The sequence below is a fragment of the Pontixanthobacter luteolus genome (assembly GCF_947494915.1).
GTDB lineage: Bacteria > Pseudomonadota > Alphaproteobacteria > Sphingomonadales > Sphingomonadaceae > Pontixanthobacter > Pontixanthobacter luteolus.
In genome coordinates, this window is the sequence record NZ_CANLWR010000002.1 from 90,205 (window position 1) to 114,119 (window position 23,915).

Genomic DNA, 23,915 nt, shown 5'->3' on the forward strand with positions numbered 1-23,915 from the left:
CAGGCCTATTGCTGCGGCGCCGGCTGCCTTGATGGCTGCGGTGCCGGGCTTGGCCGCGTTGCTGGCGGCGGCGTGGCCGGGGTTGTTCGCCGCCCACCGCCAGTCGCCCGGTCAAGGAAGTCCTCGCTGACCGCTGGCGGTACGTTCTGGACCGGCCTTTGCTGGCGCTCTGACAAATCCTGCGGCGGAGGAGGCGGTGCCTGTTCACCTTCGATCGAAAACGCCGGTTCACGCGGTTCCTGCGGACGCCCGGGCTCGATCAGATTGCCTTGTTCATCGATGTAGTAATAGTCATCCGGATCGCCGAAGTAATATTCGTCGTCAGGCTCCAGCTGCCATTCGGGAAGCTTCAGCTCCGTGTTGAATTCTTCGACAGGACGGTCTTTTACAGCATAGCGCATGAATGCGGCAAAAGCCTGTGCCGGTGCGCGGCCGCCCTGCAATCCGCCCACCCGCTTCGCATCATCGCGGCCCATCCAGACACCAGTGGTAACCCCGCTGGAAAATCCGATGAACCAGCCATCCTTGTTGGAGGATGTCGTGCCGGTTTTACCTGCGACGGGCCGACCGATTTGCGCGGCCTTGCCGGTACCGGTGTTCACCGCCGTTTGCAGCAGATCGGTAATTCCTGCGGCAACGTAATCCGGCACAAGCCGCGTCTCGCGCGCCTTTTCATGTTCGTACAAAGTCTCGCCGTCAGCAGTGGTCACTTTTACCACGCCGTAAGGTTCAACTGACATCCCACCTGCAGACACCGCGGCGAAGGCCCGCGTCATGTCGATCACCCGCGTCTCCGAACTGCCCAGAACCATCGCCGGGAAAGTGGAAATCGGAGTAGTGATCCCGAAACGGCGGGCCATGCTGGCCACCGTGCCGAAGCCGACTTCATTGCCCAGCTGCGCAGCCACAGTGTTCTTCGAATAGGCGAAAGCCGTACGCACGTTGATTTCACCGGCATAGCTCCCACCGGAATTGCGCGGGCTCCAGTCATCAATCGTGACCGGCGCATCGACCACGCGGTCTTCGGGGGTGTACCCGGCCTCCAGCGCGGCAAGATAGACAAACAGTTTCCAGGCCGAACCCGGCTGGCGCACGGCATCGGTTGCCCGGTTGTAGTTTGTTTCGACGTAATCGGTGCCGCCGATCATCGCCAGAATTGCACCATCGCGATCCAGCGAAACCAGCGCGCCTTGCGCACCGCCCGGAGTGTTCGATTTGATGGAGGCGGCGGCTGTGCGCTGCATTCCGACATCCAGCGTGGTCCAGACCTCGATCGGTTCAAATGTTTCGGGCAGCAGGATATCAAGCTGCGGCAGCACCCAGTCGGTGAAATAGCGCACCGAATTCTGCCCGCGATCCTGCTTCAGTTTGACAGCCGACGGGTCGACGCTGGCGCTTTGCGGGATGCGTCCCTGTTCCTTCATCAACCGCAACACAACCTGTGCGCGGTCGACCGCCGCATCGACATCGGCGGTGGGGGAATAACGCGACGGGGCTTTTACCAGACCGGCAATAATCGCCGCCTCTGCCGTGCTGAGATTGGTCGCCGGATGGCTGAAAAATTTGCGGCTTGCGCTGTCGATCCCGTAGGCGCCGCCGCCGAAATAGACCTTGTTGAGATACAGCTCGAGGATCTGCTCCTTTGAAAACTTGCTTTCAAGCGCAAGCGCCAGAACCGCCTCACGCATCTTGCGGTCAAGTGTCCGGTTCGAGTTCAAAAACACGTTGCGCGCAAGCTGCTGAGTGATGGTCGATGTCGCGGATATGCGCCCGTCACCGGCTGCCGCGTCGTAAAGCGCACGGGCAAGGCCAAGCGGGTCGACACCGAAATGGCTGTTGTAGCGGCGATCCTCGACGGAGATCATCGCATCTTTCATCACCTGCGGAATTTCTTCGCTCGAAAGCCACTTTCCGAAACTGGGGCCGAGCTCCACGATTTCCGTGCCATCGCGAGCGCGCACAATGATAGTCTGCGCGTTCTGCGTCGCTTTCAGTTCGTTGTAGGACGGAAGCGACCGGGCCGCGAAAAAGACGGCCAGCCCAAGGAATGCAACACCAAGCAGCGCGAGCGCGGCGCCCCATAGGAAAGTACGGCGGAGCCAAAGCTTCCACCCGGTCAGGGGCTGTTTGCCTGGCTTCCGCGCCGTTGTCTTGCGGTTAGCGCTGGCGGCGCGCCGACTGCCCCGTTTGGCCATTCTTCCTAAAACACCTCTGCAAGGGCCCGTCTATTCATAGCGAGCGCCATCAATCATACCGTAAATGCCTGCATTGGCCAGTTGTAACGCGGCGTGAACGGGGGAAGATTCGGCCTGTTTAACAGGGGAAGCTTATTCGCCGTCCTTGTCCCCGCCTTCGAAATCGAGCGATGCGCTGTTGATGCAGTAACGCAGGCCGCCCGCTTCTGGCGGCCCATCAGGGAAAACATGACCCAGATGGCCGTCGCATTTGGCACAGGTAACCTCTGTACGGATCATGCCGTGCGACACGTCGCGGTGTTCAGCCACCGCCTCGCCCTCGGCAGGTTTGGTGAATGCCGGCCACCCGCAGCCGCTGTTATACTTTGCATCGCTTTCAAACAGCTTCGTCCCGCAACCTGCGCAGTAATATTCGCCTTCAGAGAAATGCTTGTCATATTCGCCGGTAAAGGCCCGTTCGGTACCTTTCTCGCGCAGGACATGGAATTGTTCAGGCGTCAGCTTTTCGCGCCATTCGCTGTCAGTGGTCGATTTGGGATCGGTCATAGATGCTCCTTTTCATTCCATATGGCCATTTCGCGCCATATGAGAAGCCCTCAGCCGGCAGTCAGCCTATCCATCGACCTGCGAGTAATGCGCCGGAGGGGTAATCACTTCCATCCGCTCGCTCAGCAAGGGCCGGAAGCTTGGCCGGCTCTTGAATACGGAATACCAGCCTTTCGACTGTTCATGGCCCGACCAATCGATCCCGCCAAGATAATCGGCGACGCTGATCTGCGCCGCAGCTGTCAGATCGGCCAGACTCATCCGGGAACCAGCGAGCCAGGGCCGCGTGTCGATCAGATAGTCGATGTAGTCTAAATGGCCATGCGCCATCTTCATCGCTTCGCGCAGGCGGCGCGAATCCGGCGGCTGGCGCAGCACGATGCGTTTCTTCATCCGTTCCTGCAGCAGCGGCCCGGTCACATCGGTGAAGAAGTTTTCATCGAACAGCGCCACCAGACGGCGAATTTCAGCCCGCTCTTTGACCGTCCCGTTGATCATCGGCGACTGGTCGACGGTCTCTTCGAAATATTCGCAGATCGCCCGGCTGTCGCACAGGGTGGTCTTCTTTTCCGGATCATGCAGGACCGGGGTACGCCCGGCCGGGTTCAGCGCCCAGAACTCGTCGCTGGCATCCCACGGATTTTCGCGCCAAAGTTCATATCCCACGCCCTTTTCACTCAGTAGCAAGCGGACCTTGCGGCTGAATGGGCACAGGGGAAATTGATAGAGACGCCACATTGCATCCTAATGCCGCAAGCGCGCGTCAGCGTCCATACGCCGAATGATCAGCGAACGAATTAAATTCCCGAAGTTTCAAGCAACAACAGGCACGACGGCATGACTTGCTGCGTTTCGCCACTGTCCCACAGATCCTGCGCTTCGCGCTGGATCAACGCTGCGACCTGACCACGCTCTAGGCCAACTTCGTCCATCATTTGCGCGCTTACCCTGACAAAGAACTCTCGCCCTCTTTCGCCCAGTGCGGGCCAGTTCGAAGCCTCGGCATTTCCGCGCGATTGCCCATCGGCGACAATGGCGAAGGCAGCAGCGCAGCGTAGCGCCGTCTTCTGCTCAAGCGACACGGGCGGCAGCGAACCATCATCCCCGTTCGTTTGCGCAGATAACGATCCCGCCGTGACGAGAGAAACAAGGGCGAATGCGTGAACAAATTTCGTGGTCATGCATTGGCCTTAAACTGCGGAGGATGAATATTCACCAACGCAATTAGGGCCCAGATGCGATTACCGCTCGCAACGCGGCACCTTGCGCCCCATGTGAGGCTGCAGAAATGTCTATTAGCGCGCAAAGAGGATCCACCAGATGAGCAACTATCCAGCCCTTCACATTCTTGTTGGCGGAGAACAGATCTCCGGCGATGGCCGCGACAGCGAAGACGTGATCAATCCCGCAACCGGGGAAATCCTGGGCCGGCTTGTGCATGCGAACGCCGCCGATCTCGACCGGGCATTGGAAGGCGCGGAAAAGGGTTTTCGCGAATGGCGCAAGACACCCGCGGACAAGCGTGCCGCGATCCTGACCAAGGCTGCCGGCCTGATCAAGGAGCGCGCCGGCGAGATTGCCCATCACCTGACACTGGAACAGGGCAAACCGCTGGGCGAAGCGAAAGGCGAGACGATTTACGCGGCCATGCTGCTCGAATTCTACGCCGGTGAATGCAAGCGCCTCTACGGCAGGACGCTGGTGCGCCCGGAAGGAAGCCGGGTCGAGGTGCAATACCATCCTGTGGGTCCGGTTGCCGGTTTCGCGCCGTGGAATTTTCCCACTCTCAACGTGATGCGCAAGATCGGCGGCGCGCTGGCAGCGGGCTGTTCCGTGATCGTAAAGCCGAGCGAAGAGACCCCGGCATCCGGGATCGCAATTGTACAGGCACTGCTTGATGCAGGCGTACCGGGTGATGCGGTCCAATGCGTATTCGGCGTGCCCGATCAAGTGAGCCGTCATCTGCTGGGCTCGCAGATCATCCGCAAATTGACCTTCACCGGCTCCACCGCAGTAGGCAAGCATCTGGCAAAGCTTGCGGCCGAAGATCTGAAGATCAACACGATGGAGCTTGGCGGGCACGGACCGGTGCTCGTGTTCAACGATTCGGATGTGGACCAGGCGCTGGATACGATGGCCGCCACCAAATACCGAAATGCCGGTCAAGTGTGTGTCAGCCCTACCCGCTTCCTGATCGAAGAAGGCGTGTTCGAAAAATTCCGTGACGGGTTCGTAGAACGGGCCAAGGCCCTAAAGGTTGGCAACGGAATGGAAGATGGGACCCAAATGGGTCCGATGGCCAATTCACGCGGCGTCGACGGCATTCAGGAAAAGATCGGCGACGCGGTGGAGAAAGGGGCAAAACTGATGACCGGCGGTGAACGCATTGGCAATCAGGGATTCTTCCACCAGCCAACCGTGCTGAGCGAAGTTCCAACCGACGCGCAAATCATGAACGAAGAGCCTTTTGGCCCGGTCGCGATACTGAACCCGATGAGCGGCGAAGACGCGATGATCGAAGAAGCAAACCGCCTTCCCTATGGACTGGCAGCCTACGCATGGACGAGTGATCCGGCGCGGCGGCGCCGTCTTGCTGCGGAGGTCGAAGCCGGCATGCTTGCGATCAATACTGGGGGCGTATCCGCGGTCGATGCTCCGTTCGGCGGGGTGAAATGGTCGGGGTATGGCAGCGAAGATGGACGGGAAGGTGTAATGGCCTGCATGGTACCCAAGGCCATTCACGAAGGTTGACGCATCTGCGTCCAGTCTCGAAAAGCAACCAAACATCAATCGGAGATTCTCCCCGTCATGAAGACACGTGCCGCCGTAGCATTCGAAGCGAAGAAGCCCCTCGAGATCGTCGAACTCGATCTGGAAGGGCCGAAAGAAGGCGAGGTTCTGGTTGAAATCATGGCAACGGGGATTTGCCACACCGATGCTTACACGCTCGACGGATTGGATAGCGAGGGCCTGTTTCCAAGTGTGCTGGGTCACGAAGGGGCTGGCATCGTAAGGGAAATTGGCGCTGGGGTGACCTCGGTCGCACCGGACGATCACGTGATCCCTCTATACACCCCTGAATGCCGCCAGTGTAAGATGTGCCTGTCAGGCAAGACGAACCTGTGCAGCGCAATCCGCGAAACGCAGGGTAAAGGCCTGATGCCCGACGGGACCTCTCGCTTCAGCTACAAGGGCGAGACCATCTATCACTATATGGGCTGCTCGACCTTCTCGAACTTTACGGTCTTGCCGGAAATCGCGGTTGCCAAGATACGCACCGACGCTCCGTTCGACACCAGCTGCTACATCGGCTGCGGGGTCACCACCGGTGTTGGCGCGGTTGTGAACACCGCTCAGGTTAAGCCGGGCGACAATGTCGTCGTCTTCGGACTTGGCGGGATCGGCCTGAACGTGATTCAGGGCGCAAAGATGGCCGGGGCCGACCGGATCGTTGGTGTCGACATCAACAACGACAAGGAAGAATGGGGCCGCAAATTCGGGATGACCGATTTCGTCAACCCGGCCGAAGTCGGCAACACGGTCGAGCATCTCGTTAACATGTTGGATGGCGGCGCGGATTACAGTTTCGACTGCACCGGCAACACCGATGTGATGCGCGAAGCGCTGGAATGCTGTCACAAGGGCTGGGGTACGAGTATCATCATCGGAGTGGCAGAGGCGGGCAAGGAAATTTCGACCCGCCCCTTCCAGCTTGTCACCGGACGCAACTGGCGCGGCACCGCGTTTGGCGGGGCGAAGGGCCGGACGGATGTTCCCAAGATCGTCGACTGGTACATGAACGGCAAGATCGAAATCGATCCGATGATCACGCACCGGTTGACGCTCGACGAAATCAACAAGGGTTTCGACCTCATGCATGCGGGCGAAAGCATCCGCAGCGTGGTCGTATTCTGATCGCAGAAAACCAACCATAACCAAGGAGAGAAGAATGTTCAGTCATGTGATGCTCGGGGCCGACGATATCGACGCCTCGAAGAAATTTTACGACGCTTGCTTCAAGGCGCTCGGCGGGCGCGAAGGCATGGTCGATCCTAAGGGCCGCGTAATGTACGTGCATAATGACGGCATTTTCATGCTGACCAAGCCGATCGACGGCCAGCCAGCCAGCTGCGGCAACGGTTCGACGATCGGATTCGCCGTGGAAAGCACCGAACAGGCCGATGCCTGGCATGAGGCAGGCCTCGCTAATGGCGGCACCGCGATCGAAGATCCGCCGGGCGTCCGCGAAGGCGCAGGCATGAAACTGTACCTTGCATACCTGCGCGATCCGGCCGGGAACAAGATCTGCACCATGATGCGTGTCTAAGACCGCGCGCTGATGGAAACAGTCGCTGAAAACCGTGCGTTCGGCGGAGTGCAAGGGGTCTATTCCCATGCCTCCGCCGAAACCGGCACCGAGATGACTTTCTCGGTATTTGTCCCGCCGCATCAGCCAGGCGCGAAATTGCCCGTTCTCTGGTATCTGTCGGGCCTGACCTGCACGCATTCCAACGTCACGGAAAAGGGCGAATTCCGCGCTGCCTGTGCCGAGCGCGGGATCATTTTTGTCGCCCCCGACACGTCACCTCGCGGCGAGGATGTCCCCGACGATGACGCGTATGATTTCGGCAAGGGCGCCGGGTTCTATGTCGATGCGGTGCAGGCGCCGTGGGCAAAAACCTTTCGCATGCGCAGCTATATCGAGAACGAACTTCCTTCGCTGATCGGGAAGCATTTCCCTGCCGACATGGAACGGCAAGGGATTACCGGCCATTCGATGGGCGGGCACGGGGCGCTGACAATCGCGCTTCGCAATCCGGGGCGTTTCACATCGGTTAGTGCCTTTGCCCCGATCGTCAGTCCGATGAATTGCCCATGGGGTGAGAAGGCGTTGAGCGGATATCTGGGCAGCAACCGCGACACTTGGCGCGAATATGATGCCTGCGCATTGATCGAAGACGGTGCACGGCTGCCCGATCTGCTGGTGGATCAGGGAACCGCCGACAATTTCCTGAAGGACGAACTGAAAACCGGTTTGCTGGCTCTCGCCTGCAAGAAAGCCGATATCCCCGCGCAAATCCGGATGCAGGATGGCTACGACCATTCCTATTATTTCATTTCCACATTCATGGCAGACCACATCGGCTGGCACGCAGATCGCCTGAAGGACGGCGACGAGGGCTGAAGGGATGGCTCGCCGCGACCGTGATCTCGTCAGCGAGCATTCTTCGGCAAGCATCCGGAACCGTCTGCGGTACCCGCGCGGCGAAAGCGCCTTGGGCGATTTCATGCTCGGCGGTGTGGACGGCGTCGTCACCACTTTCGCGGTCGTGGCGGGCAGCGCTGGCGGGCAGCTGACTACGGTAATTGTGATCATCCTGGGTATTGCCAATCTGATCGCCGATGGCTTCAGTATGGCGGTAAGCAATTATCTGGGCACGCGCGCAAGCCAGGAAGAAGTGCGCCAGAGCCGATCCGACGAGGAGTGGCAAATCACCGAATTCCCCGAGGGAGAAATGGCGGAAATCCGGCAAATCTTCGAGCAAAAGGGGTTCGAGGGCGCGACCCTGGACGAAATCGTGTCAGTCATAAGCGCGGATCGGAAGGTCTGGGTCGATACGATGATGGCCGAAGAATTGAGGCTCAGCGAAGTTTCCAAGCGACCGGCACGTGCGGCACTAACGACCTTTGTTGCTTTCTCTTTCTGCGGTGCGATCCCGTTGATCCCGTTCCTCGGCAGCTTCGGAACGTTCGACGAAATGTTCCGGATCAGCACGCTCCTCGGCGCGGCAACCTTTTTCATTCTCGGCATCGGTAAAGGCTGGGCGGTCGGCATCTCCCCGCTGCGCTCCGGCCTGCAAACACTTGCCGTGGGCGGCGCGGCGGCGGCTCTCGCCTATGCCGCCGGTCATTTCCTACACTCGATGTTTGCGGGCTAGAGGCTTTTGCAACGGCTGAGAAAACACCTCAGCCGGAACGGCGGACTTCGAACAGCGCATATTCGGCGCGCCAGTTTGCCCCGCTGTCCCCGACTTCGCGCCCTTTCGTGAAAAACCACCGGTTCGAAATGGCAATATCCAGATCATCGGCCAGGGCCTCGAAGTCTTTCACCGTAACATGATGGATATTCTGAGTTTCGTACCAAGTCACGGGCAGGTGACGCGTCACAGGCATGCGCCCTTTACTCAGCAGCGCCCAGCGCATCCGCCAATAGGCGAAATTCGGAAAACTGACGAAGGCACGCCGCCCCACGCGCAGCAATTCGCGCAACATCCGGTCGGGCCGCTCCGCCGTTTGCAGCGTCTGACTGAGAATTGCATAATCGAACGCCCCATCGGGATAGAAACCCAGATCGCGGTCCGCGTCGCCCTGAACCACGCTTAGGCCGCGCGCGACGCAGCGTTCCACGCAAACCGGATCAATTTCTATGCCGCGCGCATCAACCCCGCGCTGATCGCGCATGGCCGCCATCAACACCCCGTCACCGCATCCGACGTCTAGCGCCCGGCTGCCCGGTTCGACATGGTCCAGAATTGCCGCGAGATCGGGCCGCAGCGATGATCTGTCCGCTTCAGTCATCAAGAAACCCTCTTACAACACGGTCGAGCGCGGGCACATCCAGCAGGAAACTGTCATGGCCAAACGGTGCAGACAGTTCGACAAAGCTGACCGGCGCGCCTGCGGCATTCAGCGCGTGTACCACATGGCGGCTTTCCGCTGTGGGGTAGAGCCAATCGCTGTCGAAACTGACTAGGCAGAACCGTGCGGTCGTTCCCGCAAACGCGTCTGCAAGCAGTCCGCCATGCTCCTCCGCGATGTCGAAATAATCCATCGCGCGTGTGATATAGAGATAGGAATTGGCATCGAAGCGGCGGGTGAATCCGCTACCCTGGTAACGCAGATAGGATTCAATCTGGAAATCGGCGTCGAAGCCGAACGTTTTCTCAGACCTGTCTTGTAGGCGCCTGCCGAATTTTTCGGTCAGCCCCTCTTCCGAAAGATAGGTGATGTGCGCCGCCATCCGTGCGACCGCAAGGCCAGCGTCAGGCGTTTTTCCCGATGCGTAATAATCGCCTTCCGCCCAGTTTGGATCGGCCATGATCGATTGCCGCCCGACTTCGTGAAACGCGATATTCTGTGCCGAATGGCGCGCGGTCGTTGCGATGGCGAGAACCCTGCCCGCTCGTTCCGGAAAATTCGCGGCCATGCTCAAGGCCTGCATCCCGCCCATCGATCCGCCCACCACCGCGTGCAGCCGTTCGATCTCCATCTGGTCAAGCAAGGCGGCCAAACCGCGCACCATGTCCCTGATCGTGATGACCGGGAATGACATCGCGTATGGCTTGCCATCGGGGCCATTGGACGCTGGACCGGTCGATCCCATGCAGCTGCCGATGACATTGGCACAGATCACGTAAAAACGGTTCGTATCGATCGGCTTGCCCGGACCGACCATGCGTTCCCACCAACCGGGCTTGCCTGTCACCGGATGCTTGCTCGCCACGAATTGATCGCCGGTCAGCGCATGACACAGGAGGATTGCATTGCCTTTGTCCGCCGCCAGTTCCCCATAGGTTTCGTAGGCGATCGACACGCCGCAGAGCACCTCCCCACTGTCGAGCGGAAGCGGATCGGCAAGCGTAGTCGCGTTGAAAACAGGCTGCGGCGTCATCGCGCAGCGGATTGCGGCACCCTAGCTGGGCTGTCAACGCAGCAATTTTTGTAGTCTGTCCTATTGCGCGCAAAGCGTTTAAACGCCGCGCCGTTATGAGCAACAACCCGAACAAAGCCCCGGCGCCTAAACCGTGGATCAACGCGATCCACGCATATGTGCCGGGCAAGGCAAAATCGGATGACGGGCGCGAGCTGGTCAAACTGTCGGCAAACGAAAACCCGCTGGGGTGTTCGCCCGCAGCCATGGCAGCGCTCGCCGTGGCCAAATCGCCGGCCGCCTATCCCGATCCGGACTCGGCATCCCTTCGCGAGGCGATCGGCGGCTTGCACGCCATCGATCCGGCGAGAATCGTCTGCGGCACCGGGTCCGACGAATTGCTCAATCTGGCGGCGCAGGCATATGCCGGACCGGGCGACGAAGTGCTGTTTTCCAACTTCAGTTTCGCAGTTTACGAGATTGCGGCACGTCGCTGCGGCGCAGTACCGATAATCGCACCGGACAAGGATTACGGCACCGATGTCGATGCGCTGATCGAGAACCTGTCCGGAAAAACGCGCGTTGTGTTCGTGGCCAACCCGAACAACCCCACCGGCACCTACTTGCCTGAGGACGAGATTGCGCGGCTGCACGCTGCGCTGCCTTCCGATGTGCTGCTGGTGGTCGATCAGGCATATGCCGAATACCTTGGCGAAGATGAGGATGACGGCGGGCTGGCGCTGTGTGCAGCCCACGCCAATGTGCTGGTGACGCGGACTTTTTCGAAGATCTATGGCCTAGCCGGCGAACGGATTGGCTGGGCAACCGGGCATCCCGACCTGATCGCCTCGCTCAACCGAATTCGCGGGCCTTTCAACGTAACCAATCACGGACAGGCAGCAGCGCTGGCCGCTGTCGGCGATCAAGCCTTTGTTCATGCATCGCGGGATCACAATACGAAGGAGCTGGAGCGCTTCGTCAGCGTGGTGGAAAGCCTGGGTAATCACGGGCTGCGTCCGGTGCCGAGCAAGGCAAATTTCCTGCTGATCCTGTTCGAGGGATCGCTGAGCGCAGAGCAAGCATATAACGGTCTGGCCGAACGCGGTTATGCGACCCGGTGGCTGCCCGGTGCGGGCCTGCCGCACGGTTTGCGAATTACCATCGGCACTAGCGAACAGATGGATGAGGTATCGCAAATTTTGCGCGATCTGGCCGAGGGATCGAAGTGAGCATCCAGCGCGTCGCTGTGATCGGGCTGGGCCTGCTGGGCGGGTCGATCGGTCTTGCTCTGGCAAAACATTGCCCTGACATCGCAACCACCGGCTATGACGCGGATCCTGCCACCCGCGAGGCTGCCAGGGCCCGGCAGCTGGTCGGGACGGTGCACGAGAGCGCAGCTGGCAGCGTTGCTCAGGCTGATCTGGTCATTCTGTGCGTCCCCGTAGGGGCAATGGCTTTCGCCGCGGAAGCGATCCGTGATGTTCTGCCTTCAGGCGCAATTATCAGCGATGTCGGCTCGTCCAAGCAGTCCGTCGTCGAAAGCCTGCAAGCAGCCCTGCCCGGCCATACTGTAATCCCCGCGCACCCGGTCGCTGGCACAGAGCAAAGCGGACCAGAGGCCGGATTTGCGGAACTGTTCGAACACCGCTGGTGCATCCTGACCCCGCCCGAGGGCACACCCGACGACAAGATCGCGGACCTTTCAGCGATGTGGGAACGGCTGGGATCGAAGATTGAAATCATGGATGCGGCACATCACGACCTCGTGCTTGCAGTCACCAGCCACATCCCCCACCTGATCGCTTATACGATCGTTGGCACCGCCTCCGATCTGGAAGATGTGACGCGCAGCGAAGTGATCAAATATTCTGCTGGTGGTTTCCGCGATTTTACCCGGATCGCCGCATCGGACCCGACGATGTGGCGCGACGTGTTCTTGCACAATAAGGACGCCGTGCTGGAAATGCTGGGCCGCTTTACCGAAGATCTAACCGCATTACAGCGGGCGATCCGGCGCGGGGACGGTGATGCGCTGCACGAACTTTTCACGCGCACCCGAGCGATCCGCAGGTCGATTATCGAGCAAGGTCAGGATGATGCACGCCCCGATTTCGGGCGCGCGGATCACTGATCGTTCAGGGCGTTTATTGCGTCCAGCACCCGGGCTTCCACCTCTGCGCGCGGCAGGCCGGGGGGAATCGGTTCTGCAAAGCGGTAAGTGATTACGCCGGGCCGCTTCAATCTGTGGTGGTATAACGGCCCGCTGTTCACTGCCACCGGCACAACCGGCAGGCCGATCATCTTGTAAAGCCCGGCAAATCCGGCGCGCAATTCGCCGCGCTCGCCGTGGGGGATGCGGGTTCCCTCAGGAAAGATAACCAGCGGGCGGCCCAGTTTGGACAGATCGCGCGCTGCCTTAACCATCGCCCGGAGGGCTTTAGCCCCTTCGGTCCGGGCAACCGGTACGCAGCCATATTGCTTGGCCACCCAGCCCCATCCGGGGATCAGGAACAATTCGCGTTTGGCAAACGGCGCGGGCCAGTTGAAGTTGGCCGGCGCGTCTATCGCTTCGAAGAAGCTTTCATGTTTGATCGCATAGAAAACCGGGCCGTCGATTTTCTCGCCTTCGATCCTGACCTCGATCCCGACGAATACCCGCAAGCACCAGCGATGATAATTACACCAGCCGCGCACGCATTTGCGCAGCGCGGTTTCGTTCACGAACATGGTCGCCATCGACGCAATCACGTAAACCGGACTGCCCAGATAGAAGATCAGGTAAAAGAAGAAATTTCGGATTAGCAGCATGGTCTGGTCCATTATCCCCACAACCCCGACACCTTGCTGGCAAGGTATTTATGGTATTCGAGGAAAAGAATTCGCAGCGAAGGCTCCGATACTACGGCATCTTCCACGATCACGACATCTTCCGGAATTGCCCTGCTGAGTTCAAGCGCCGCCCGGCGCATGTGCCAATCGGTGGTCACAAGCCGGATCGAGCGAATGTTTCTTTCAGCAATCCATTCCGCAGTTTCAGTTGCATTTCCGCGCGTGTCGACCGCATCGAAACCGAGGAACACGCAGCATTGCATCAGTTGCTTGGGCACTTCGAACTGTACCGCGAACTCACTGGGCCGCACTTCACGGTCGACGCCTGTCACCAGCAGCAGGCCGGCATCGCCGCCTTCCACCACTTCCAGTCCGCGCTCGATCCGCCCTGCTGCGCCGGTCGGAACGATAACCGCCTGCGTAGCGCCGCGATCCATCGGCCCCGGCAGTGCGACCGTGAACCACAGAAAACCCATGAACCAGATAACCGCGATTGCGGCGATTGAGCGCCGGATCATAGCATCCGCCTGAGCGCACCAAGCACGGTGAGCCGAGCAGTCAGCATGGCAATGACAACGCCGATAATCGGAATTGCCGCAATTGCGACCCAGTCGAACCAGCGCAGGCCGCCGCCTGCCATCATGCCCGATCCAAGGTCAGCGAACTGCTGCCCCAGAAACAATATCGCAAGTAACCCGAGTGCCAGACCGAAAGCACCGCCAAGGGTTGCGTCGAAGCCGACAGACCGTTCGAAAATGCGCGCGATCTGGACATCGGTTCCCCCAAGCAGGTGCACGATCTCGATTGTGTCTCGATTGGAACCAAGCGCGCTGCGTGCCGCCAGCCAGACCGCCGCAGCGCTGGTCAACCCAAGCAACACCACCAACGCGGCTGCCAGCCATTGCAGCGATGACAGCGCGGAGAAAACCGGGCCTAGCCATGACGATTGCGCATCGACACGGGCAGATGGCGCAGCATCGACCAGCAAACCTCTGAGCGTGCCTAGCGATTGCTGCGTCACATCACCGCGCAGCCGCACATCGATCAAGGCCGGAACCGGCACTGCTTCGCTGCCTGCACCCGCGCCGAGCCACGGCTCCAGCAATGCGTCCAGTTCTTCATCGGGCACACGCCGGGTCGAACCGACGAGCGGATGCTCTGCCAGAACGGCTTCTGCAGCGTCTGCCTGCCGGTTTCGTTCGCTGGGCGAAGCTTCTAGTATCTGGACTGTCGCACCGCCCGCCAGTTCGGCGCGCGCATTGGAAACGACATTGCTAAGCGCCAATCCGCCAGCCGCGGCAATCACCGTCAGAGCGATCATAATGGCGATCACCCAGGGCATCGGCCCTGCGAGCCGCGCCTGCGGCACCAGCTGCGCCGCGCGATCACCGCGAAACTTTATCAGGCCGCGCGCAGTCGTCCGGCCAAGGGTTGGCGGCTTCTTCATTCAAAGCCACCTTTCTGTTCTCCAGCGGCGGTGCTGTGCGAATTCTGCCTGGGCGGATAGCGCAAGGCACCGGTCGGGTCCGATAGGCGTCCCTTGTCCAGCCGCATGATCAGCGATGACGGCACTTTCTTCAGCAAATGCACATCGTGAGTCGCGACAACCACGGTGGTGCCCAGCCTGTTCAATGCCTCGAACAGGCGCAGCAGCTTCAGCGCCATGTCCGGGTCAACGTTGCCGGTCGGCTCGTCAGCGACCAGCAATTCCGGACGTCCGATAACCGCGCGGGCAATCGCGACGCGTTGCTGCTCCCCGCCAGACAGGGTCGCTGGCTGCGCATCCATCCGGTGCGACAATCCAACCCACTCGAGCATATCCGAAACTGGCTTGCGCAAGTCGTTTTCACGGACCCCCGAAACCCGAAGCGGGAGCGCCACGTTGTCAAATGCCGACAGGTGCTGGACCAGGCGGAAATCCTGAAACACGACCCCCAACCGGCGCCGGTATGATGGCAAGCGCTTGCGCGGCAGCGTAATCACGTCGGTGCCGAACATCCGGATTGCACCGCGCGAAGGCCGCTGTGCGAGGTAAAGGAGCTTTAGCAGCGATGTCTTCCCCGCCCCGCTCGCGCCGGTCAGAAAGTAGAAGCTGCCCGGATGCAAAGTGAAGGAAAGATCACTGAGGACTTCCTTTTCAGTGCCGTAACGCAGCCCGACATTATCGAAAGTTATGCCCTCGCCTTCGCTCGAACTCATGTCTCAGCTCTTTTCTGCGCAGGGTTAATCGGGAAAATTTGCATCGTGACGGGCCTATAGCCGCCCTTCGATGTGGAAAAAAGGCACAGCTGGACCTGCCCACAGTCGGTCGCCACTTGTTGCCAATCCTACACAGTCGTAAGACGATTGAATAATGATTATTGCCTGCCCAGCCTGCTCGACGCGTTATGTCGTCCCCGACAGCGCAATCGGTGTGGACGGTCGCACCGTGCGCTGCGCGAAATGTCGGCACAGCTGGCATCAGGATGGCCCGGAGATCGAGACACCCCCTTCGGGCAAGAATGTGGCCGCCACTGCCGGGGATAACGACAAACCTGCACCGAAGCCCGGATTTGACGGGACCCATGTCGCCCCGCCAGCAGAACGGTCGGCTTCAGCGCGCACGGCAATGGCGCCCGAAAAGACCTCGCCTGAACAATCGTCGCCCGCTTCCTCGGCTCCTGTCACTCCGGCACCGGCACCCGCCCCGTCAGACACCGAACGCGCCAATGCGCGGTTGAGCGAGCCGTCCGAAGCGGAAGCGCCCACCCAGCCGAGCGCCAGCGCTGATACGGCCCCGGCAGCAACAGATTCGCACCGAGATGCTGCGCCTGTGGTTCACGAACCCGTTACCGAAGATCCGGTCAACGATGAGATCGAAGACGAAACGCCTCCGCCGCCAACCGTTGTCGAAACCGACACCGATCGCGAACCGGAAACGTTCTATTACGATGAAGGGTCGCAGTTCGATTACGAGCCGCCCTTCCGTTCGCGCCGGAACCCCCTGAAGGTTTGGACCGCGGCCGGCCTAATGTTTGCAGTGCTTGCCTTCGGGACCGTCGCCGCTGTCAGCTATTACGGGCTGCCTGACTGGGTACCCGTGAGCCGTCCGACCTTTGCGATGGAGCAAACCGACCTGGTGCTCGACTTTCCCGCAGACCAGCAGGATCGCCGCGCGTTGCCAAATGGCTCCGAATTTTTCGGCGCGAGCGGGACAGTCACAAATACCGGGCGAGAAACACGGCGCGTGCCGTCGATTCTTATTGTCATGCGCGATGCAAGAGACAGGATTGTCTACAGTTGGGAAGTCGTTCCCCCGCAAAGCACCCTCGCCCCCGGCGAAAGCATGACGATCAATGAAGCGGTGACGGATATCCCGAAGGCCGCAAAATTCGCGGAAATCGGCTGGAAACCTAGCTGATCGGGCAAAATGCGGATTGCCGCTCCAGCTTCAGACCATGACTAATTTCGTTAGTGTGCAAACCGTGCTTGCGCGTCCTGAGGGGCTTTGCTAGTGGGCCGCTCCTACCCTGCGGGGGCGTCAGTTTCGCCCCTTTGACTGTGTGCGGTCGTGGCGGAACTGGTAGACGCGCAACGTTGAGGTCGTTGTGGCCGAAAGGCCGTGGAAGTTCGAGTCTTCTCGACCGCACCAAACAGTCCTGAGTGACCTTCCAAAATATACGGAGAATCGAGGCGGCACCAGTCGCTGTCGATCCCATCGTCCAGGCCGAAAACAGACGTCGCACTATTCATCAACGTCAGAGTGCGCTGTTCTCACACGTCAACGTATTCCAACGGCCATTACGACGCCGGCCAAATGGCCAATGGCCGCTGTTTAGTTGTTCCTTCGCCTGCGCCGGAGAAGGAAGAAAAACAGCACTCCAAGGCCGCCTGCCAAGCCAAGCGCAAGCAACAGCGTTGGCACGCTGATTGCCTGGTCTGCTCCCTCGTTTGTGCCGTTTGGCTGCCCTGCCACAGGGATCTGCGCTGAAGCCAGGCTCGCCTCTCCAAATCGGAGCATGCCCGCGCCAAAGATTTCGTCCGGTCCGTCTTCACCCAGATCGATAGCATCTCTGGACATGGCGATACGCACTGCAGCGGGGTGCCTTGACCCCGCACAGACCGGCATGCGCGCCATAGCGCCAGCCACCAGCGGCGCTGCGAACGATGTGCCGCTGACCAGACGCCTGCCCCCGGGCACAGCCGCGTTGATATCGACGCCCCAGGCCGAAACGTCGATTTCACGCCCGCGCGAACCGTGCTGATACGCCGCGCCCGCCGCATCGACAGCGGCAACGGCAATGGTCGATTCCAGATTTGCCGGGAACATCACTGCACCCTGCTTGCCGCCGTTACCGGCAGCAGCCGCGATGCAGACCCCTTGTGCCTGCAACCGCCCGATCATTCTCCGAATGGCTTCATCGTCGCTCGCCTGAGTACCGAACGAGAGGTTCATGACATCAGGATTTGCATCCGCAGCAGAGGCAAAAGCGGCAAAAAGCGCTGCGGTGGTCGAAATCGCCGGAGACTGCATGTCTGCGTGTCCGGCGGAAATGAAAGCCGGAACACTTACCAGCTTTGCGCCCTTCGCAGCGCCAGGAAACGCACCGCTGCCAACCAGCAACTCTGCAATTGCCGTCCCATGCGGTGAAGGTGCCCCGGTCGCCAATGCACCTTTCTGGATGATGTTTGCGTTCGCCAAATCCGGATGGGCGACATCAACCGGACTGTCGATCATCGCGATCGTCACGCCATTTGCGGGCGGCAAATCGCGGCCCAAATACCTGCCCGGACTGTTCAGCCCATGCATCGCCAACCCTTGTTCACGCGAATTTCCCAGCAATTGATAAATGTAGTTGGGCTGCGCCCAGGCTGCTTCCTTGTTCTTGGCCATACGCTCCAAAGCTCGGGCAACGGTATCCCCGGCCACCAATCGCACATGCGCAAGCGAGAGGCCGAGAAGATCGATGCGGGTGGCTGAAATCACATCAAATCCGTTTGCCTCAGCCAGCCTCTCCGCGGCCCGTTCCGACCCCGGCGCAAACAGAAGCAATTCGTGATGCTGATAGATCGGCAGATCTGCGTTCCGCATTGTCAGCGGATTTTCTTTAGGTGCCGGTGAAGGGTCAGCGATCGCCGGCCTTTTCGGAGGCAAAACAGGATTTTGCATCGTGATCATACCGGGGGACGATCCATCAGCGTCGCGTGCTTCCTGCACCGCCTCCCCAGCGCTGGCATCGGCGTCAATCAGCGGAGCAGTCGTCTTGGTTTTGTCGACAGAGTCGGGTGCTTTCTGCGCAGATGGTTTCTCCACCAATGGCTCTACAAAGCGCCTGACAGGACGCTCGACTTCGGCGGGGGCCTTGATCTTGGCCTGGTTGGGCGGCTGTCCTGCCGCATGGAAGCCTGATGCAAGGAAAAGGCCCGCAGCACATGCGGCCAGAAATGCTATCCTAACGCGCATGGCGGCTACTCCGCTTTCGAAACGCTGGCGGTCAGGTCGGACCGCTCCAGTTTCTCAACCAGCATATCGATGTCCGCTCTTTGGTCCGTAGGACGTAACAAAAGTACGCCTTGCGCTGTGCCGCGCGCTATAATCAAACCTTCATTCGCGAACAGTTGTGCAACCTCGCTCCAGGGCGCATCTTCCACCAGTTCAATCAGAATTGGCGCGTTGTCGGGAATGGCAGAACCGCCCGAGGCGAGTTCATAATTGTCATTCTCCAGCTGCGCTATCTGGACGTCTCGCTTGTCGATAGCGCTAGACTGGCCACCGATAATAACGGCTTGTCCGACCGCCGCTGCAGCCAGAGCAAGCATGAGCGCGGGCTTCCAGTTCGCCGGGTTGAGGAATGCAAGCGCGCTGGCCAACCTTGCATTGCCTGTACTGCCGGCAGGCATTCGCTCGGGCTTTATCAGTGACTGAATGTGCGGAACGCTGCGGTCATCGCGGCTGTCGACCCCGGACTGTACTCCGGCCGCCACCCTCGCCTGAATATCAGTTTCTTCGTCCACCAGCTTTCGAAGATCTGGCGACGTATGCAAGGCTGCTTCAAAAGCTGCCTTGTCATCATCAGACAGCGTTCCGTTGACATAGGCGGGCACCAAATCGCGCATCTTTTCCACCTCTCGCTTGTCAGTCATGGTGAGTGCCCTCCGTCGCCGTCGCGAGCTTGTCCGGCGACGCATGGAGCGCTGTCTCGCAAAGCCAACCGAGGGCCGACCGGCTGGGCATGAAAAAATACCCCCCGCCCTTCGGCTCGACAAAGCTTTGCATCCCCTCAAGCCTGACCGGCCCGACCGGCGTGGGAATGGAAAAATGCCTTGTCCGCGGCTCACCGGTTTTCGTGTCAGGCGAATTTGCACCGATCACCGGGTCGGGTTCATTGTCGAGGCCGTGAAATGCAGGGGCGTTGGCCCAGAACTGCTGCACAAATTCGAACTGCCGCTCGATATCGGTTCCGATACAGGCAAATAGCAAGCCTTTTTCCCCGGTGTCCTTACGAACATAGGGCCGGCCCCTCCGCAGCAGCCGGTGGCGATTGGAAATGGCTTGCTCGTTCGGATCACCCGGGTGCTTGCTGTCGCGTGGGTTCGTCCGCCGGATATGGGAAGCAAACGGACAGGCCAGGCCTTGCGGATCGTCGGTCCCGAAGGTGAAATCATTTTCCCGTTCGGCAGGGTCGGCGGATGCCTGCGGGTCATTATTGACCGGATTGCCGATCAACGGACGCCCGTCGCGCCAGCGCCCCATCATCTTGGCCTTTACCCATTCCGCATCAGGGCGCTGCCCGATCACCTTGTACAAATCCGCGAACCCGCCGGTGTTGAGCTTCTTCGCCGCTTCCTCGGCAAAGGCGTCGAACCCCTCGACATCCTGCTTAAGTTCGCGCAGCACGATAAATGTGCCGTTCCGCCCAAGATCGCGCTCCGCATTTGCGAGGCTGTCTCCGCCGAAGTCCGGGAAGCGGGACAGATTGCCGCCAATCGTGACCGGCAAGGCGCAGGAAACATCGGCTTCCGGGGGCAGTTTCGGCGACATCGGAAAATAGCCGGAATTGTTCTTGTACCCGATGATGAATTCGCCCGGTTCAACGATATCGCGTTCGGGCACATCCTTGGTGGATTTGCCAGTGGCGCGCATTATGGGCTGCGAGATGCCGTCACGGAAACCAAAGTGCTCGAAATCGACCCGCTCTGTATCGTCCCACGCGGGTGCACAGTCGATCTGGGTCTGAACCGAGCCGCCATGATTGCCGAGCAATGCACGATGAATTGTCGTCATCCTATCAAGCGATGCCTGATCTGACGCATATAGCATCAGGACCGCCTCGGCCGGGTTGTCGCTGTCGACATTGTCGTCCCAGTACCACTGGCGATCACCCGGTTCTGGATCCCCCAGAATCTGGCCGCGGCCGCCCATTCCCATTCGAAACGCGAACGGCATCCCCTCTTCAACCGCGTCAGGAGCCGCGCCATCGGCGGTGAACTTCTTCATGCCAGCCGCTGAGATACCGAGAAACGCCGCGTGCCCCATTGCCAATCCGGCGGGATCGCTCATCCCCTTCCTGATGCCGAGAAGCGGGCGGTCTCCAAAGGTTATGGTGAGCGCATGAGCCAGGCTGTATTCTGCCGCATGACCATCGGGTCGCGGCACACGGCCAATAACGCCTTCCTCGATCAGCGCGTTGATCTGCGCTTGCTCGCTTTGACCCAGCAATCCATCGATCTGCATCGGCTTCCCGCGGATCCAGCAAAGCCATTCGCCCAGCTTCGGCCCTGCGGGCGGCAGCGTGATCGCCAGACATGTGGAATAGGGCAGCCGCTTCATTCCCCTGAGGACCAGCGCCTGTACTTCATCCTGTTCGACAAGATTGGCATGCCGCGGGCGCGAACCGAAGCAGCGCAGCCATTCGTCCGCTTCGGTAGAAGTGCGCGCCAGGCCTGCCCCGATATGGATCAGTCCGTTCTGCCGGATCTGCTCGGAAGACAATTCGGGGAAACGCGAATACCAGAAAGGCGAAACGCGCATCACCGTCCGCGTGTAGTTCTTGAACTGGTCAGAATCCTGCGCGCCCTTCATGAAAAGATAGCGGGTTTCGGGAAAGCCTTCCCAATTGCTCCACGCGGCGGACTGGCCCCATGATACCCGCGAGATGAAGTCTTCGAGATAGCTTTCCCAGCTGCCATCGAAATTGGAATAGAACACGGCCCGCCGTGTGCCCGGTATCTTGTACCAGCGGGCGTAATGTATCGTCCCCATCCCGTTGATCATGCCCGGCCTGAACCGATGGACGATCGACATTTTCGCTGCCCACAGGCCAAAGGCATGCAGGAACGTGCGGAACAGGCCCGGCTTCAACATTGCCGATGCGAAGACGTGGTTCTGCGCATAGCCGGGCAGATCTTCTGCAGCGAGAATATCGCGCATTTTGTCCAGCGAAGCCCGCTTTTCGAACCGATTTTCCTTCTTCTCCTGACGCCGGACCATCGCGAGGAAAATCCCGCCAACAACACCGAAAATGAGAACAGTCGTGGTCAGGCCCGAGAACACGGCGAAGAGCAGATTACTGAAATTCCAACCGCCCAGAACTTCAACCGCCAGAACCGTCATTGCCAAAAGCGTCACGAAAAACGGAATCAGGATCAGCAGGCCATCGCGCGACTTGAGGAAGTTCATGGCCGCCTTGAAATGGCTGCCTGGATCTTTGAATGTAGACAGCGCCAGCCGCATGGACCGCGTCGATAGATGATAAGCGTCGAAGCGTTCCCGTTCCGCCTCTTTCATCAGGTCCAGTTGCACCGGCGTGGCACGTGCCTTCATGACCGGATCCTGCCGCAAGATGCGCCGCATATGGCCGAGTGCCAGCATCGGGTTGCTGCCCCTGGCGGATTCGGTTGCGACAAAATCGCGCATGACACGGCCCATGAACTCAGCGAATTTCCGTTCGCTTTCGACCTTCGAAACAGGAAACTCGGCGAGGCCGTTGTAATTCAGGCCTGTCGGGCCCCACGGCTTCCCGTGAAGCTCCACAACGTGGGCAAGCAGATACGATTCGAGCGATACAGCCTCATGGCGCGCGGTATGTATCAACAGCCTATCCAGGCGCGGCCCGATCGCATGGCACAGTGCCTTGATCGAACTTTCCTTCGATCCGTCGCAATTCATCTCGAAGATGATATCCAGCCCTCGTTCGGACTCGATTGGCGCGATGGAGGCGAAATGGACAATATTGCTTCCATCCAGATCATCACGGATTTCGGGAATGGCGGGGTGCCCCCATGCTGCAATCTCCGCCTCGATATCCTCGCAAGAACTGCCATCGGTGACCGGCGCGATGATCAAATACATCGATTGCTGCGATGAGGGCGTGTCGTATTCGAGAGTCAGGTGACGCGGGAACAGGCCAAGATATTCCAGCTTGCCAGAGTTCCCGGGCGCGGGCTTCAATCCATCGCGCGCGAACAGTTCTGCAAAAACACCCGAAATCTGGCCGATAGCCATTTCCTTGCCGATGCAGGTGTGCGGCCCCAGCCCGAACAACAAGTCCGGCTCCTGCCAGCGGCCATCTGCTTCCTTACGATCGATCCGGAAATCATCGGGATTATCCCAGACCCGCTTGTCACGCATTGCCGAACCAGTGGCGACAATCAGCGTTGATTTCGGCGGTATCTGGTGCGGGCGGCCATTAACCTGCAGGGTCGCCCCGTCAGGACATATGCGAAACTGTCCCGGATAAAGCGTCGGATTAAGCCTGCCCGCCTCCAGTAAAATCCTGCGCAGTGAATCACGGTCGCCTTCTTTCGCGGCCTTTTCAGCGGCTGCCTTCGCTGGGGGGCGGTCCAGTATTTCGGTCAGCATGTTGCTGGCGGCGATCGAGTTCGTCGGGATAAAACCAGAGGCCATACCCAAAAGTATCGCAGCAATATCCTTGTCGCTTATTTCCGCCCCGTCGCGCTGCAGAATGAGCAAGCGATGGACTAGAGTGTCAGCCTGTTGAACAGTGCATACTGGAGACAGGACATCCCTGCGTGTTCGCGCGATTGCATCGTCGATATAGGCCGCCAGCTTTCCGCGTGCCTGAAATGCGAGTTCACGCACTTCCGGGTCGCCGAACGGATCACCAAACAGCAGCGCCGAGATGGCAAGCGTCCAGTCGGCCAGCGCGTCAGCATCCTGACAATCGAGACCGAAATACCGGATACATATTTCGGCAGGGACCCTTTTGATCAGGTCATGAATTACGTCGATTCTGCCGGAATGATTGTCGAGCAAGGCGGCGGTGAATTCAGCCGCCAGCCTGTGCATCATTTCGACATCTCGCGGCAGTACAGCGGACGTCAGGATGTGCCGCAATCTGGCATGTTCTGCGCCATCGACACCCAGCAGGAAGGTCGCACCCAACCCGAGCTCCGACATTTCCTTTCCAAAAGGAACAGGGAAGTCTGAGGTGCGCAAAAGCACATCGCGCACCTGTTCATCCCGGGAAATGTGGATCAGGCCGCCCAGCTTCATCACCGGATTGAAAGACCGCGAAAAAGCGTACAACCGGGGCAGACTTTTCCGTTTCAGTGAAGCGCCGATCTTCGCAAATCTTCCCGCTGCTGCGAGCCTGTTCAGATCGAACCTGCGCGGTGTATTTTCTTCCCCGTCTTTATCACGGTCAATTTCCGAAAAATACTTGGCCTGAGGCATATCTTGCGATCCCGCTGCT

Annotated in this window: 21 protein-coding genes and 1 tRNA gene; 9 read left to right on the plus strand and 13 right to left on the minus strand. The window is 59.6% G+C overall.

Annotated features, from left to right (window positions below; all coding sequences use genetic code 11):
• Positions 1-5: 5 nt before the first annotated feature.
• The 4 genes from PO778_RS09305 to PO778_RS09320 form a co-directional block, all read right to left on the minus strand.
• The gene (locus tag PO778_RS09305) at positions 6-2,195 is read right to left on the minus strand and encodes a transglycosylase domain-containing protein (protein ID WP_271439424.1); all 2,190 of its coding nucleotides are present in this window, start codon (positions 2,193-2,195) and stop codon (positions 6-8) included.
• Between the two features lie 132 nt (positions 2,196-2,327).
• The gene (msrB, locus tag PO778_RS09310; protein WP_271439425.1) at positions 2,328-2,741 is read right to left on the minus strand and encodes a peptide-methionine (R)-S-oxide reductase MsrB; all 414 of its coding nucleotides are present in this window, start codon (positions 2,739-2,741) and stop codon (positions 2,328-2,330) included.
• Between the two features lie 66 nt (positions 2,742-2,807).
• Entirely contained in the window at positions 2,808-3,479 is a 672-nt protein-coding gene (locus PO778_RS09315; protein ID WP_160731557.1) for a glutathione S-transferase family protein, read from the minus strand.
• 59 nt (positions 3,480-3,538) lie between these two features.
• Complete coding sequence (locus PO778_RS09320) at positions 3,539-3,922, minus strand: hypothetical protein (protein ID WP_271439426.1); 384 nt, start codon at positions 3,920-3,922, stop codon at positions 3,539-3,541.
• 139 nt (positions 3,923-4,061) lie between these two features.
• Between PO778_RS09320 and PO778_RS09325 the strand changes: the two genes are divergently transcribed.
• Genes PO778_RS09325 through PO778_RS09345 form a run of 5 tightly spaced genes read left to right on the plus strand, consistent with a single transcriptional unit; the run spans position 4,062 to position 8,680 of the window.
• Positions 4,062-5,492, plus strand: coding sequence for an NAD-dependent succinate-semialdehyde dehydrogenase (locus PO778_RS09325; protein WP_271439427.1), 1,431 nt, complete (start codon positions 4,062-4,064; stop codon positions 5,490-5,492).
• 57 nt (positions 5,493-5,549) lie between these two features.
• Positions 5,550-6,656, plus strand: coding sequence for an S-(hydroxymethyl)glutathione dehydrogenase/class III alcohol dehydrogenase (locus tag PO778_RS09330; protein ID WP_271439428.1), 1,107 nt, complete (start codon positions 5,550-5,552; stop codon positions 6,654-6,656).
• A 34-nt stretch (positions 6,657-6,690) separates the two neighbouring features.
• The gene (locus PO778_RS09335; RefSeq protein WP_160731554.1) at positions 6,691-7,068 is read left to right on the plus strand and encodes a VOC family protein; all 378 of its coding nucleotides are present in this window, start codon (positions 6,691-6,693) and stop codon (positions 7,066-7,068) included.
• A 12-nt stretch (positions 7,069-7,080) separates the two neighbouring features.
• Positions 7,081-7,926 carry an S-formylglutathione hydrolase gene (gene fghA, locus PO778_RS09340; RefSeq protein WP_271439429.1) on the plus strand — a complete coding sequence of 282 codons (846 nt, stop codon included), beginning with the start codon at positions 7,081-7,083 and terminating at the stop codon, positions 7,924-7,926.
• A gap of 4 nt (positions 7,927-7,930) precedes the next feature.
• A complete protein-coding gene (locus PO778_RS09345) occupies positions 7,931-8,680 on the plus strand; it encodes a VIT1/CCC1 transporter family protein (protein ID WP_271439430.1) in 750 nt (249 codons plus the stop codon).
• 28 nt (positions 8,681-8,708) lie between these two features.
• Here the strand turns inward: PO778_RS09345 and metW are convergent, their stop codons facing one another.
• Together metW and metX are read right to left on the minus strand one after the other, a co-directional pair.
• Complete coding sequence (metW, locus tag PO778_RS09350) at positions 8,709-9,320, minus strand: methionine biosynthesis protein MetW (protein ID WP_271439431.1); 612 nt, start codon at positions 9,318-9,320, stop codon at positions 8,709-8,711.
• Positions 9,313-10,413: a homoserine O-acetyltransferase MetX gene (metX, locus tag PO778_RS09355; RefSeq protein ID WP_271439432.1), complete on the minus strand. Its 1,101-nt coding sequence runs from the start codon at positions 10,411-10,413 to the stop codon at positions 9,313-9,315. Before metX ends, metW begins: the two co-directional genes overlap by 8 nt.
• Before the next feature lie 95 nt (positions 10,414-10,508).
• Between metX and hisC the strand changes: the two genes are divergently transcribed.
• Entirely contained in the window at positions 10,509-11,621 is a 1,113-nt protein-coding gene (hisC, locus tag PO778_RS09360) for a histidinol-phosphate transaminase (RefSeq protein WP_271439433.1), read from the plus strand.
• Positions 11,618-12,523, plus strand: coding sequence for a prephenate/arogenate dehydrogenase family protein (locus PO778_RS09365; RefSeq protein ID WP_271439434.1), 906 nt, complete (start codon positions 11,618-11,620; stop codon positions 12,521-12,523). The genes hisC and PO778_RS09365 overlap by 4 nt, the downstream gene beginning before the upstream one ends.
• Here the strand turns inward: PO778_RS09365 and PO778_RS09370 are convergent.
• From PO778_RS09370 to ftsE, 4 genes are read right to left on the minus strand one after another with little or no spacing between them, the layout of a single operon-like run.
• Positions 12,517-13,200 carry a lysophospholipid acyltransferase family protein gene (locus PO778_RS09370; RefSeq protein ID WP_160731547.1) on the minus strand — a complete coding sequence of 228 codons (684 nt, stop codon included), beginning with the start codon at positions 13,198-13,200 and terminating at the stop codon, positions 12,517-12,519. The two genes, PO778_RS09365 and PO778_RS09370, sit on opposite strands and share 7 nt — an antisense overlap.
• Before the next feature lie 11 nt (positions 13,201-13,211).
• Positions 13,212-13,739, minus strand: coding sequence for a YdcF family protein (locus PO778_RS09375; RefSeq protein WP_160731546.1), 528 nt, complete (start codon positions 13,737-13,739; stop codon positions 13,212-13,214).
• Positions 13,736-14,668, minus strand: a complete 933-nt coding sequence (locus PO778_RS09380; RefSeq protein WP_271439435.1) for a cell division protein FtsX — start codon at positions 14,666-14,668, stop codon at positions 13,736-13,738. Before PO778_RS09380 ends, PO778_RS09375 begins: the two co-directional genes overlap by 4 nt.
• Positions 14,665-15,420: a cell division ATP-binding protein FtsE gene (gene ftsE / locus PO778_RS09385; RefSeq protein WP_160731545.1), complete on the minus strand. Its 756-nt coding sequence runs from the start codon at positions 15,418-15,420 to the stop codon at positions 14,665-14,667. The genes PO778_RS09380 and ftsE overlap by 4 nt, the downstream gene beginning before the upstream one ends.
• Before the next feature lie 154 nt (positions 15,421-15,574).
• Between ftsE and PO778_RS09390 the strand changes: the two genes are divergently transcribed.
• Both PO778_RS09390 and PO778_RS09395 read left to right on the plus strand, forming a co-directional pair.
• A complete protein-coding gene (locus PO778_RS09390; RefSeq protein ID WP_160731544.1) occupies positions 15,575-16,621 on the plus strand; it encodes a zinc-ribbon domain-containing protein in 1,047 nt (348 codons plus the stop codon).
• 144 nt (positions 16,622-16,765) lie between these two features.
• Positions 16,766-16,852 (plus strand) — tRNA-Leu (locus PO778_RS09395).
• Positions 16,853-17,035: 183 nt separating this feature from the next.
• Here the strand turns inward: PO778_RS09395 and PO778_RS09400 are convergent.
• Genes PO778_RS09400 through PO778_RS09410 form a run of 3 tightly spaced genes read right to left on the minus strand, consistent with a single transcriptional unit; the run spans position 17,036 to position 23,896 of the window.
• Positions 17,036-18,664, minus strand: a complete 1,629-nt coding sequence (locus PO778_RS09400) for a S8 family serine peptidase (RefSeq protein ID WP_271439436.1) — start codon at positions 18,662-18,664, stop codon at positions 17,036-17,038.
• 5 nt (positions 18,665-18,669) lie between these two features.
• Positions 18,670-19,344, minus strand: a complete 675-nt coding sequence (locus tag PO778_RS09405; RefSeq protein WP_160731542.1) for a zf-HC2 domain-containing protein — start codon at positions 19,342-19,344, stop codon at positions 18,670-18,672.
• Positions 19,337-23,896 carry a cytochrome P450 gene (locus tag PO778_RS09410; RefSeq protein ID WP_271439437.1) on the minus strand — a complete coding sequence of 1,520 codons (4,560 nt, stop codon included), beginning with the start codon at positions 23,894-23,896 and terminating at the stop codon, positions 19,337-19,339. The genes PO778_RS09405 and PO778_RS09410 overlap by 8 nt, the downstream gene beginning before the upstream one ends.
• Positions 23,897-23,915 lie beyond the last annotated feature (19 nt).

Coding starts and splice junctions, on each gene's coding strand:
- ftsE (WP_160731545.1), bottom strand. CDS start 15,420: ATGAGTTCGAGCGAAGGCGAGGGCATAACTTTCGATAATGTCGGGCTG.
- PO778_RS09400 (WP_271439436.1), bottom strand. CDS start 18,664: ATGCGCGTTAGGATAGCATTTCTGGCCGCATGTGCTGCGGGCCTTTTC.
- PO778_RS09325 (WP_271439427.1), top strand. CDS start 4,062: ATGAGCAACTATCCAGCCCTTCACATTCTTGTTGGCGGAGAACAGATC.
- metX (WP_271439432.1), bottom strand. CDS start 10,413: ATGACGCCGCAGCCTGTTTTCAACGCGACTACGCTTGCCGATCCGCTT.
- PO778_RS09375 (WP_160731546.1), bottom strand. CDS start 13,739: ATGATCCGGCGCTCAATCGCCGCAATCGCGGTTATCTGGTTCATGGGT.
- PO778_RS09410 (WP_271439437.1), bottom strand. CDS start 23,896: ATGCCTCAGGCCAAGTATTTTTCGGAAATTGACCGTGATAAAGACGGG.
- fghA (WP_271439429.1), top strand. CDS start 7,081: ATGGAAACAGTCGCTGAAAACCGTGCGTTCGGCGGAGTGCAAGGGGTC.
- PO778_RS09370 (WP_160731547.1), bottom strand. CDS start 13,200: ATGCTGCTAATCCGAAATTTCTTCTTTTACCTGATCTTCTATCTGGGC.
- hisC (WP_271439433.1), top strand. CDS start 10,509: ATGAGCAACAACCCGAACAAAGCCCCGGCGCCTAAACCGTGGATCAAC.
- PO778_RS09320 (WP_271439426.1), bottom strand. CDS start 3,922: ATGACCACGAAATTTGTTCACGCATTCGCCCTTGTTTCTCTCGTCACG.
- msrB (WP_271439425.1), bottom strand. CDS start 2,741: ATGACCGATCCCAAATCGACCACTGACAGCGAATGGCGCGAAAAGCTG.
- PO778_RS09345 (WP_271439430.1), top strand. CDS start 7,931: ATGGCTCGCCGCGACCGTGATCTCGTCAGCGAGCATTCTTCGGCAAGC.
- PO778_RS09380 (WP_271439435.1), bottom strand. CDS start 14,668: ATGAAGAAGCCGCCAACCCTTGGCCGGACGACTGCGCGCGGCCTGATA.
- PO778_RS09305 (WP_271439424.1), bottom strand. CDS start 2,195: ATGGCCAAACGGGGCAGTCGGCGCGCCGCCAGCGCTAACCGCAAGACA.
- PO778_RS09405 (WP_160731542.1), bottom strand. CDS start 19,344: ATGACTGACAAGCGAGAGGTGGAAAAGATGCGCGATTTGGTGCCCGCC.
- PO778_RS09335 (WP_160731554.1), top strand. CDS start 6,691: ATGTTCAGTCATGTGATGCTCGGGGCCGACGATATCGACGCCTCGAAG.
- PO778_RS09390 (WP_160731544.1), top strand. CDS start 15,575: ATGATTATTGCCTGCCCAGCCTGCTCGACGCGTTATGTCGTCCCCGAC.
- PO778_RS09330 (WP_271439428.1), top strand. CDS start 5,550: ATGAAGACACGTGCCGCCGTAGCATTCGAAGCGAAGAAGCCCCTCGAG.
- PO778_RS09315 (WP_160731557.1), bottom strand. CDS start 3,479: ATGTGGCGTCTCTATCAATTTCCCCTGTGCCCATTCAGCCGCAAGGTC.
- metW (WP_271439431.1), bottom strand. CDS start 9,320: ATGACTGAAGCGGACAGATCATCGCTGCGGCCCGATCTCGCGGCAATT.